The sequence below is a fragment of the bacterium (Candidatus Blackallbacteria) CG13_big_fil_rev_8_21_14_2_50_49_14 genome (assembly GCA_002783405.1).
In the GTDB taxonomy this organism is placed as follows: Bacteria; Cyanobacteriota; Sericytochromatia; order UBA7694; family UBA7694.
The window spans coordinates 26,348-37,038 of sequence record PFGG01000084.1 but is presented as its reverse complement, the minus strand read 5'-3'; the positions used below and the strand labels follow the sequence as shown (position 1 = coordinate 37,038).

The 10,691-nt window shown below is 50.8% G+C and carries 12 protein-coding genes; 4 read left to right on the top strand and 8 right to left on the bottom strand.

Translation table 11 applies throughout. The features are described 5' to 3' along the window. Window positions 1–163 precede the first annotated feature (163 nt). The gene (locus COW20_24795; protein PIW44251.1) at window positions 164–2,101 is read right to left on the bottom strand and encodes a hypothetical protein; all 1,938 of its coding nucleotides are present in this window, start codon (window positions 2,099–2,101) and stop codon (window positions 164–166) included. Between the two features lie 117 nt (window positions 2,102–2,218). Between COW20_24795 and COW20_24790 the strand changes: the two genes are divergently transcribed. Beyond that, window positions 2,219–2,929: a disulfide bond formation protein DsbA gene (locus COW20_24790; GenBank protein ID PIW44250.1), complete on the top strand. Its 711-nt coding sequence runs from the start codon at window positions 2,219–2,221 to the stop codon at window positions 2,927–2,929. A 66-nt stretch (window positions 2,930–2,995) separates the two neighbouring features. Here COW20_24790 and COW20_24785 read toward each other — a convergent pair whose 3' ends face one another. The 4 genes from COW20_24785 to xseA form a co-directional block, all read right to left on the bottom strand. Then, entirely contained in the window at window positions 2,996–4,648 is a 1,653-nt protein-coding gene (locus COW20_24785; protein PIW44249.1) for a hypothetical protein, read from the bottom strand. Between the two features lie 127 nt (window positions 4,649–4,775). Next, window positions 4,776–5,297 (bottom strand): NUDIX hydrolase, encoded by a 522-nt coding sequence (locus COW20_24780; GenBank protein ID PIW44248.1) that lies wholly within the window; start codon window positions 5,295–5,297, stop codon window positions 4,776–4,778. Between the two features lie 72 nt (window positions 5,298–5,369). Further along, window positions 5,370–5,600, bottom strand: coding sequence for an exodeoxyribonuclease VII small subunit (gene xseB / locus COW20_24775; protein ID PIW44247.1), 231 nt, complete (start codon window positions 5,598–5,600; stop codon window positions 5,370–5,372). Between the two features lie 10 nt (window positions 5,601–5,610). Continuing rightward, on the bottom strand, window positions 5,611–6,807 hold the full coding sequence (gene xseA / locus COW20_24770) for an exodeoxyribonuclease VII large subunit (protein PIW44246.1): 1,197 nt from the start codon (window positions 6,805–6,807) through the stop codon (window positions 5,611–5,613). A 108-nt stretch (window positions 6,808–6,915) separates the two neighbouring features. On the opposite strand from xseA, the gene COW20_24765 reads away from it, so the two are divergent. Continuing rightward, the gene (locus COW20_24765; protein ID PIW44245.1) at window positions 6,916–7,164 is read left to right on the top strand and encodes a hypothetical protein; all 249 of its coding nucleotides are present in this window, start codon (window positions 6,916–6,918) and stop codon (window positions 7,162–7,164) included. An 87-nt stretch (window positions 7,165–7,251) separates the two neighbouring features. Continuing rightward, window positions 7,252–7,932: a hypothetical protein gene (locus COW20_24760; protein ID PIW44244.1), complete on the top strand. Its 681-nt coding sequence runs from the start codon at window positions 7,252–7,254 to the stop codon at window positions 7,930–7,932. Here the strand turns inward: COW20_24760 and COW20_24755 are convergent. Both COW20_24755 and COW20_24750 read right to left on the bottom strand, forming a co-directional pair. Continuing rightward, window positions 7,920–8,717, bottom strand: coding sequence for a dioxygenase (locus COW20_24755; GenBank protein PIW44243.1), 798 nt, complete (start codon window positions 8,715–8,717; stop codon window positions 7,920–7,922). The two genes, COW20_24760 and COW20_24755, sit on opposite strands and share 13 nt — an antisense overlap. Before the next feature lie 34 nt (window positions 8,718–8,751). After that, the gene (locus tag COW20_24750) at window positions 8,752–9,165 is read right to left on the bottom strand and encodes a hypothetical protein (protein ID PIW44242.1); all 414 of its coding nucleotides are present in this window, start codon (window positions 9,163–9,165) and stop codon (window positions 8,752–8,754) included. A gap of 130 nt (window positions 9,166–9,295) precedes the next feature. On the opposite strand from COW20_24750, the gene COW20_24745 reads away from it, so the two are divergent. Then, window positions 9,296–10,207, top strand: a complete 912-nt coding sequence (locus COW20_24745) for a hypothetical protein (protein ID PIW44241.1) — start codon at window positions 9,296–9,298, stop codon at window positions 10,205–10,207. Here the strand turns inward: COW20_24745 and COW20_24740 are convergent. Then, the gene (locus tag COW20_24740) at window positions 10,204–10,689 is read right to left on the bottom strand and encodes a hypothetical protein (protein ID PIW44240.1); all 486 of its coding nucleotides are present in this window, start codon (window positions 10,687–10,689) and stop codon (window positions 10,204–10,206) included. The two genes, COW20_24745 and COW20_24740, sit on opposite strands and share 4 nt — an antisense overlap. Window positions 10,690–10,691: the final 2 nt, after the last annotated feature.

Here is a 10,691-nt window from a genome sequence, read left to right as displayed (position 1 = left end):
TTTTGAGGGCGCTGTTGCCAGCGCTACACCTTATATCTCCGGCCTGAAGGCCGAAGTTTTACGGTGAGCCCGATAAACAGGATTGTTCACTCAAAAACCTGATAGCTTGCGCAGACTGCATCCCAGCGCTCATCTATTATTTTAGTGTCTTTGCCTTTCTCGCTCAGTCATGTCTGAAAAAGGGGGCGAGCAAACTGAGATCCAAGCTTTGCAAAACATTTCCGGCCTGTGAAATCTGTAGTTTTTCACCCAGAAGCTCTATAAATACCTTTCCTTGACGACTGTTGAGTTCAACCCCTGCATTCAAGTTCTGCAGATCCAATTGGCCCTGGTTGAGAAAAACCAATTGAATAAACGCTTCCGCTAGTTCTTTGTCGAGGTGGGTACGCAGGTATTGAGCCAGTTCGGCCTGCTCTTTTGAATCGAGTTGGATTTGGGCCTGACCACTGAGATCCAGGGCGCTGGCCTGAATCTTGAGCTTTTCATCCAGATCCAGGGCAACTTTGATTTGAAACTGCCCCTGATCAGGTTGAGCCGTGCTTGAAAGTGGCTGATCCCCGCTGCTGCCACGCACTTCGACCCCTTGCAAATGGAGCTTGAAATTGCCATCGCGATCAAATTCAAACCGCACATTCTCGGGTTTTAAGCGCAGCTCTTCGAGGGTCACATAGCGGTTATTCAGAGGCACCTGCAATTGTTCAAGCTTGGGGATGAAATAGAGCCGGTTGCCCACACGGTTCAATTTTGCGTTTTCACTGAGCTGGGAACCGAGCTGCCTGTGAAGGCCTGCTTCGATCAGTTTTAAGATCGGGTCATTGGGCAGCCAGTTTTCACTGAGTTCGAGGTAGGGAAGGCCCTCTGGTGAAATACCGAGTTTGACTTTAAAATCGTCGAGCAGCGTGGAAATGGAAATTTCGTAGCTTTTACTTTGCGGATTGAAACAGGTATTCGTAATCGAGACATAGGGAATATCCTGTTTCTGAAGCAAGCTCAGAGCCTGATCCAGCAGGCTGCGATCAAGGCTTAAATGTCCTGAGATCACGCCTGAAAGGTCATTTCTGCCAGGCTGGTTAAAACCATTGGCGTCTCTGACTTTTAAATTGAGTTCTCCTCTGATTTCGGGGTGAAAGCTGGGCAGTTGAATGCCATGATCCTGGTTTGTTTTGAGAAAGGCTTCCATATCATGCAGGGTAATGCCATCATTTTCGTCCCCCCATTCATCATTTGAGAGCTCTTCAATTTCACCCACTTGTTCAGATAAATAGGCAAACCAGGCGCGCTCAGCACTTGAAAACCGACTGTTTTGACTGGCCAGACGCAGATCTTCACGGGTGACGAAACCGTCATGATCGCTGTCGAGCAGATGCATATGCATGGAAAAAAGCTGATAAGCCCGTGCAGAATTGCCATTTGCACTGCTCACCCAACCGGTTAGGCTTTGTGTGACGGATTCATTTTCAGGGTTTTTGCTTTCTGCGAGAAAGACCTCAAGATCTTTTAAGGTGACGCCATCATTTTCGTCTCCCCATTCGTCATTGCTGTACTCTTCAAGATCGGAGAGATTGACCAAGACACGGTTCAAAAGCGCTTTCTGAGCATCATTGTATTGGGTGGAACGCAAAGCACTCTGAAGCTCTTGTTCCGAGAGCCAGCCGTCTTTGTCGCTGTCGAGGGCTTGAAAATGCTGGCGCAGAAAACTGACCAATACCTCTGGCCCGCGTTGCGGATCAGGGGCTCCGTGACGAATTTGCTCCAGCAGAGGGCCTGTTCCCTGGGTAAGTTTTTGAGCTGTGCCCAGGTTTAAATTGTGCAAGGCCTGATTCAGAGCTGCTTGAAGTTTGTCCTGGCTCATTTCAGAGAGCGGAATAGAGAGCTTTTGCCCGTTTTCAAGCTGCAGTTCCAAACTTCCCTGCATGGGGGAAGTTCCCAAGGCATGGGGAGCAGCCAGATAGTCCTCAATTGAAATCCGCTGGCTGGTTTCGCCGGTTTGAAGCTGTAAATGGCTGTTTTGAATACGGGGACTGTTGGCTGCCTGTGTCAGGGTTTGGCCTGCACGAAAGCTTTCAAGCGTTTGCAAATAGGCAGGTGAAATCGTGTTCATTTTCTTGTCCTCCAGCGATAGTCCCTCATTCTGTGGCTATTATGAGCTGAAACAGGGCAAATTACCTTGAGTCAGATCAAAGAATTGCTGGTATTCTATAGGACGAGGTAATGAACGATGCGTATTGAAATTTGGTCAGATGTGGTCTGCCCTTTTTGTTATATAGGCAAACGCCATCTTGAAGCTGCTTTGGCGGATTTTTCTGCTGCGGAGCCAGTGGAAGTGATTTGGCGCAGTTTTGAATTGGATCCTGATTCTCCCCGTGGCGGAAGCGAAGACACCCTAACGGCCTTAATGCAGAAGTACCGCCAGAGCCGGGAACAAATTCTGCAGATGATGGAGCGTGTGCAAAACATGGGCGCCCAGGTTGGGCTGGATTTGCAACTTCAAAAAACCAAACGGACGAACACCTTGGATGTGCACCGTCTGCTCTATCTGGCAGCCCAGGAAGGGCTTCAGGGGGCGGCGAAAGAACGGTTGCTGCGTGCTTATTTCAGCGAATCTGAGCATTTGGGCGAGACCGAAACCCTGGTGCGTTTGTTGACAGAAGTGGGGCTGGAGCCCGAAGCCATTCGCAAGACCCTGGCAGATCCCCAGGCTTTTTTCAATGAGGTCGATGCCGACCTCTGTGAAGCCCGAAATATAGGCATTACAGGGGTTCCCTTCTTTGTCTTTGATCAGAAATACGCGGTTTCAGGCGCGCAACCCGTGGCCGTTTTCACCCAGATATTGCAAAAGTGTCAGCAGGAGAGCGCTGCTGAGCACGAAATGGCTGCTGAAGTCGGTCTGAGCTGTGGTGAAGAGCGTTGTGAGATCGAGAATCCTTGAAGGGCTGAAGCCAGTTTAAAAAAAACAAGCCCCTGGTATTTTCCAGGGGCTTGCGTTGTTTGTGTTCTAGGCTTCCAGACCGTAATGCGTTAGCATCAGGCGGCGCAATTGTGAAAGCGGCAACATGCCAAAGCTGAGCAGATTGTTGTGAAATTTCAGCAATGAGAAATCGTCGCCTTTGAGTTCTGCAATTTCCTGGCGCATGCGGATAATTTCGCGTTTGCCAAACATATAGCCAATTGCAATGGTTGGGAAAAGTGCGTAACGCTTGACTTCTGCCTCTGCACTGGCTGGATCCAGGCCGACCTTTTCAACCAGCGTTTGTACTGCTGTCTCGTAATCCATCTGGCCCAAATGCAGTTGGGTATCAATGATTACGCGGTAGTCACGCCAAAGTTGGTCCTTGAGCTGAAACAAGCGGGTGTTCAGATCGGTATAGAGCCCTTCGGTATAGAGCATTTCCTCGCAATAGAGGGGCCAGCCCGATGCCAGAAAGGGATCGGGAAAGCTGTTGCGTACCCGTGAAGGGTGTTGGTGGGTTTGCACAAAGAGCAGGTGTTGCCCTGGATAGCCGTGGTGAACGGTGGTCAGGGTCACATCATAGATATTGTGAGAACGCAGATGTTTGTGTTTGTCTTCGTCGCTCAGGCTGTCTTGTACAGGGGTGACCCAGAAATAGCCGGTTTGATGATCTTCAAAGGCGGCAGGAGAAACATAGCCGGAATAGGGCATGATACTGCGCTGGAAAATCGGCGTATCCATCAGCGCCAGGGTCTCTGTTTCCGGCAGGGTGACCAGATTTTCGCTGACGACAAAATCCCGAATCCGTTCAGCCTCGGCTTTATAGGCCTGGAGCAGATTATCAGCTTCAGGGTGTTTGTTTTTCAACTCTTCAACCTGTTCGCGCCAGGTTTTTCCGGGGTTCAGCTCCTGGGCCACTTCGGCGATCAGACGTTCAGTTTCTTTGAGCGCTTCACGGCCAATCTCAAGCACTTCGTCGAGGTGATAGTCGAGTTGGTATTTATTGCGCAAGAGAAAATCAAAATGTTCTTTGCCGCAAGCCAGGCTATCCTGGGCCTGGGGTTCCAGTTCATCGAGAAATTTTTGGTAATGGTGGAGGGCTTTCAGTGCCTGGGTATTGCTTTCAAGCAAATCCTTAAAATAATGGGGTACGGTGCCTGAAAATTGTGGCACGATTTCTTCTAAGAACTGACGCCCGGCCATGACCGAGTCGCGCGCGACACTGATCGAAACCTTTGAAATTTTGCTGGGGTTGCTGCGCAGATTGGCCATGCCCTGTTCAAATAGGCGAGGCATGGCTTTAAGGCGGCCGATAATGGCCAATACCCGGTGATCCAGCGGCAGATTATAGTTGATTTGCAACTGCTGCACCCCATACAGTGCTTCTGTGGGATAGAGAGAAGGGTCGCGTTTCAGATTCTCGCGAACTTCTTCCTCATAAATCTGAGTACTGAGCTGAGATTGCAGAATGGAAAGATCCACCTGATCTTCGCTGGAAAGATGACTTTCTTCAAGGGCTTTCAGTTCTTGTAGAAAAGCTTTTTTTTGCTTGAGAATTTCGGCCCGTTTTTCGGGGCTAAAATCGGCATAATGATAGTCATAGTCATGAATTCCCAGACCGGTGGCATTGACCGGATCGGTTTCATAGAGAAAACGCAGAATTTGTTCTGCCAAAGGCGGGAGTGCTGACTCCGTCATGAAAAATACCTGACCTCTCCTGAACTGGCACCCTGAAATGGACGCTTAAAAATGGGGCAAATTGAGCAGGGATACTCAGATAGAGAGTATAAACCGACTTGCTTTCAAGCGTCTATGAAACAGTGCGTCAAAAGCAGAAGTCTTGTAGGATTGTGAGCAGGGCTTGATCGGGCAAGGGTTGGCGATTGGGCAGATTGAGCAGGGTTCCTGCAAAACTGTTATGCAGTTGGTGTTTGAGGTATTTGAGGCCATCGTGAATAATCTGAGCGTGGTCAAAAGCAAGATCCGGCAAAGCGGAAATCGGATACCATTTTGCCGCGAGGGCATCATCCTGGCCTTTGACTTGGGGGCGCTCTGTGGTAAAGGCCATATACGCAACCGTCAGGGTGCGTCCCCGTGGATCGCGTCCGGGATCGCCATAGGTTCCCAGAACTGCCAAATCTCCTACTTCAAGCCCTGTTTCTTCCTGTAATTCTCTGCGGGCTGAGGCTTCCAGGGTTTCTTCTGCTTCAATAAACCCACCGGGCAAGGCCCAAGTACCCGCAAAGGGATCTTTGCCTCTTTGAATCAGGAGCAAAGAAAGCTGGCGGGCTGTCCAATCAAAAATCAGAAGATCCACAGTGACCGAGGGGCGAAAATATTCAGGCATGGCAGGCCTCGTGTTTTAGTGTAAATTATACATTTAATAATATCAGGGGATTTTTAAGAATGCAAGTTCCTCTTAAAAAAAAGGTTCTTCGCTGAATTCTTCGAGGTCTTCACTGCCGCTGTGAACCAGTTGTTTTACACTCTGTTCGGCTTCCTGAAGCTGGGTTTCGCACTGGCTGATCAGGGCCTGGCCTTTTTCAAAGGCCGCAATCGCGTCGGCCAGGGGAATTTCCCCTTCCAGTTTCTGAACCAGTTTTTCCAGTTCTGCCAGCGATTCTTCAAAAACAGGTTTCTTTTTGGTCATGGGTTCTTTCTCAATTCTCTTCGTTTAATGCCAATTGGCCCGTGCGCACACCTTGGGCGAAGATCAGACGCACGGGGCCAGATTTGAGGGCCTCAGCCCGCGTGATGGGTTGATTTTGCTGTTCGACCATGACAAAGCCTCTTTCCAGCACCTGTCGGGGGTCGAGCCCTTGCAGTCGGCTTTTCAGAAGCTCCAGGGCCTGTCTTTTGGCTTGAAGCTGGTGGGTATAGGCCTGGGCGAGCAGCGTTTGCTGACGCTTCAGCGCTTCCTGGTGGGGGCTTAAAAGCAATTCAGGTTTGCGCAGGATATAGTGCTGCTTTAAACTTTCCAGCCGGTGGCGTTGGATTTGAACGCGTCGCAATAATTGGGTCGCCAGCTTGTCTTGATAATAATAAAGCTGGCCCAGCATTTCTTCGCGGTTGGGAATGAGCAGTTCAGCGGCGGCTGAAGGGGTTGCTGCCCGACTGTCAGCGACAAAATCGGCGATCGTAAAGTCGATCTCATGCCCCACGGCTGAAACTATCGGAATCCGTGAGGCAAAAATGGCCCGTGCCAGTTCTTCCTCATTAAAGGCCCAGAGATCTTCGAGCGAACCTCCACCCCGTCCGAGCAGAATCACATCCACGCCCCCGTGGCGGTTGAGATCACGAATGGCTTGGGCCAGATCGGCTGCGGCTCCCTCACCCTGTACCTGGGCCGGACGCAGCAGCAGCGGGATGGTGGGATTGCGGCGGCGGGCCACTGAGAGAATATCCCGCAGGGCTGCGCCAGTGGGGGAGGTAATCACGCCGACCCGGCCAGGATAGGTGGGCAGGGGCAATTTATGGGCTTCATCAAAGAGCCCGGCTTCCCAGAGTTCACGTTTGAGGGCTTCAAAACGGGCCTGTAAATCGCCTTTGCCCGCCTTGTGCATTTCGAGCACATTGAATTGGTAGCGCCCGGTTTTTTCATAAAGAGTAACCGTGCCTGTGCAAACCACCTGCAGGCCGTCTTCAAGGGCAAAGGGCAGGTTGATGGCACGCGATTTCCACATCACGGCTGCAAGTTGGGCAAAGGAATCCTTGAGTGTGAAATAGGCATGGCCTGAGTAATGGGGGCGAAAATTGGAGACTTCGCCCTCTACCCTTACAGGGTAAGGGAAAGACGCTTCAAGCGCTTCTTTGATGGCGCGGGTCAGGGTGGTGACAGAGACGGGTTGGCTGGACATAAAAACATTGAACCATAACCGGGCTATTTGTTGCCAAGCTCACAATTCAGAAGTTAGACTGACAGAAGCGTGAAAAGTGCATTGTAAGCGGAAGAAGGTAATTTTCAAATGGCAACTCTGGAAAAAGAATTTTCCAAGGAAGTGGTCAAGCGTGATACCCTTGACAGTCTCAAGATTCTGCGAGGACTTTCCGATGACCAGTTTCAATCCCTGATTCGTTTTTTTATGAGCATGCTGACACAGAGTGATGAAGAACGGGAAGAGCGGCTCGACAGCATGGTGTATATCAAGATGTTGTCAGAACCTGAATTTGAAACCCTGATCAAGAATATGGAGCGTTTTCAGGCGCTCGATTAGACCTGAAAAATATTTTTTTCAGCCCAGGAAATTTTCCTGGGCTGGTTTCTTTTTTTGTATTCTGAATGTAAAACCTGTGAGGAGAGAATGGGGATGTTTGACGCCATCACTGTTTCTGAAACGGTACTTAAGGCCTGCCCTGCTTTGCGTCTGGGGCTTCTGGGAGCAGAGGTTCAGATTGAGGCTTCACCTGAAGCTTTTTGGCAAGAGACTGAATCCCTGCTGGTCGAAAAAGCGGCTTGGGACAATACCTTGATTCACGCCTTGCCTCCCCTCAACGCGGCCCGCAGAGCTTACAAAGCGCTGGGGCAGGATCCCAGCCGTTACCGGCTTTCCGCAGAGGCTTTGCACCGTCGCCTGAGCAAAGGACAGGGGCTTTATCGCATCAACAACTGCGTGGATATTATCAATCGGGTTTCACTTGAAACGGGGTATTCGATCGGGGGCTATGACCTCACAAAAGTTCTGCCTCCGGTTCATCTTGAGCGTGGCCAGCGTGAGATGGTTTACTCCGCCTTGGGGCGCGGTTTATTGAATATCGAGGCTTTGCCTGTACTTTGTGACGCTTTGGGGCCTTTTGGCAATCCCAGCAGCGATTCCGAGCGTACCTGTATTGGGCCAGAAACCCAGCATTTGGGCCTGGTTTTCTTTGATTTTGGCGGACAGGCTGAGCTTGAACCCGCGCTTGCCCTTTGTGCCCGGCTTTTGCAGACCTGGGCCCAGGCCCAAAATCTGCAAACCCGGATTGAGAAACCTCAATTGAACTGAAAGGCTGAAATCTGAGAGCCCATAATCGCGTCTGTAAAGACTTTTTCACCCTTTGCGCTCTCGGCTGCACCTGCGACCACCATCAGCGGCAGCAGGTGCTCTTCGCGCGGGTGGCAGAAACGGCCAGAAGGCGCTTTTGCCCAATCTGCCAGAGCGAGGTTGCGCTCTTCTGCTGAGGCTTGCAGGGTCTGTGTCAGCCAGGCATCAAAGGCCTGAGACTGCTCCATCACGTTTTGTCCAAAGACCCGCAGATTGTGAAAGCTCATGCCACTGCCCAAGAGCAGGACGCCTTCTTCACGCAGCGGCGCCAGGGCTTTGCCAATTTCGAGATGCCGGGCCGGATCCAGACTGGCCAGAAGTGAAATCTGAACCACGGGGATCTGGGCTTCGGGATAGATCAGTTTGAGCGGAATAAAGACCCCATGATCATAGCCCCGTTCTGCATCTATCCGCGCAGGGATGGCCTGGGCCGCCAGATGGGTTTGAATTTTTCCGGCCAGATCTGGCGCTCCCGGGGCGGGATAGCTCAGTTGATAGGTATGCTCGGGAAAACCATAATAATCGTAAAGTAGGGGGGGCTGGGCATGCCCCGTGATCAAGACTTCGGCAGAATTTTCCCAATGGGCTGAAACCACCACGATCGCCTGGGGCACGGGCAGGGTGTGTCTGAGGTTTTTAAGCCAGTCAGCGAGTTTATCCCAACTGTCAGCAGGGCCCCAAGTCCAATCCATAAAGAAGCAGGGGCCGCCTCCATGGGGAATATACAGTGCGGGTTGAACAGACATGGTCGATATCCTTTCTTGAATCTTTTTAAAGGGGTCAGCGTTTTTCAATCGGCAACCAGCGATAGCGTCCCCAACTGATCAGCAAACTGATGCTGCCCAGCAAGAGGGGCATGGCCAAACCTGCCATTTCTCCCCGCATCAGGTGAAAGGCGGCTGCCAGTACCATGACGGTGGTCAGCCCCAGGCCAGCCAAAGGCGTGAGCAGGGGCAAAATACGCGTTGCTGCAGGTAAAATCAAGCCCAAGGCTCCCGCCAGCTCTGAAAGTCCAATCAAGCGTATCAGACCTTCGGGCATTCCAGCCAGAGAGGGCAGGGATTGAACCAAAGTGGCAAGAGGGGTTGTGAGTTTCATGCTTCCAATCATGCCAAATAGCAGGGCCAAGAGAATTTGTCCTGACCAGAGGGCGATATTCAAGGCCAAAAGGCCTTTGCGGGAATTTCGAATCATTGCGGTGCTGTTCATTTCTGATACCTCGTTTTGAACTTGATAATCTGAGTATAAAGGGCGTTAGAATATAAACAAAAGTATGATATTATTATTGAGATTATAATAATTATTTATTGATTTTAGAGAATAAATGAAATTTGAACATTTAAAAACCTTAGCGGCGGTGGTGCAGGCTGGCAGTTTTGCCAAAGCTGCCCATGAGGTCTTGAATGTAACTCAACCTGCAGTGACACGTGCGATTCAAAACCTTGAAGAACACCTGGGTTTTGCGCTTTTTTCGCGCGAAGGCTATCGTCCGGTGCTGACTCCTCAGGGCGAAGCTTTTTATCAAAGGGTTCAACCCCTGCTCAAAGAGATTGAGAACCTGGAAAGTTTCAGCGCCCAAATGGCGACAGGACTGGAGCCTGCCCTGCATCTGGCGGTGGATGGCTATTATCTTTTGCCGCAGATTCTTGCGGCTTTTCATGAAACCAATCGGGAATATCCCTGTACGCAATTGCATATTCATTGTGAATTATTGGGCGGCTCGCTGGAGCGTCTGCTTCAAAAGGACTGCGATCTGGCGATCATGGGCTGGGAGCCGCGATTCGAACGCCGGCGGGATTTGCTCAGCCTGCCAGTGGCCTGTCTTCAGGTTAGCACGATGGTGGCTGCGAATTTTCCTTTGCTGAAACAGGTGGCACCCGTGACTGAGACGGAGCTCGCCCCGTTTATTCAGGTGATTGAACGTACCCACAGCAGCCATGGGAACACTGCCGGCGGTTTTGGCATCAACCCGCTCAGCCAGCATTGGTATGTGAATGACGTGCATACCAAGAAGCAGGTGATTCTTTCAGGGCGCAGTTATGGCATGTTGCCCCATGCTTTGATTGAGCCAGAACTCAAACAGGGATTGTTGCAGCCCTTTGAGCAAATGGAGGGCTACCGCGTGTATGAGGGGGAGATTCGAGCGGTTTGCCTGAAAGACAGACCCATGGGTCCCGTTCTCAGCAAGCTTTGGCAAAAATTGCACCGCTTGCCCAGGCGGCGTGAGCAACTTTAATTTGTTTTTGCAAGTTTCTCTAAGAGCGGGCCCAGGCTGTCGGCACGATAGGAGCCATAATTCCAGCCCCCTCTGACATTGCTGGCATACAACATTACCACTCCCTGGTTGCGGGTGCTTTCAATCTGCCCACCATATTCGCGGTCGGCTATGATTCTCAGAATGGCGACCCAGTTGGCTTCTGGGTGATTCAAGCCTATTGCAGGAGCTTGCCGCAGCGCGGATGCAATTTCAGCGATCTGTTGCTTGTCACGAATCACGAGTGTATGGTCGGTCAGTGAGAGCACGGTATAGGGCTCAATGCGAATTTCTTGAATTTTTTCAAGTGGCATTTGCTCAATAAAACGATGGAATTCACGCGATTCAGGGCTCAATTGACGGAAATAGAATTGACTGAGAATGACGATGCCCAAAAACAGGGCAACTCCACCGACGATGTACTTATTATTGATTTTGGGGTCTTTTTTTGAGTCCTCAGGCATAG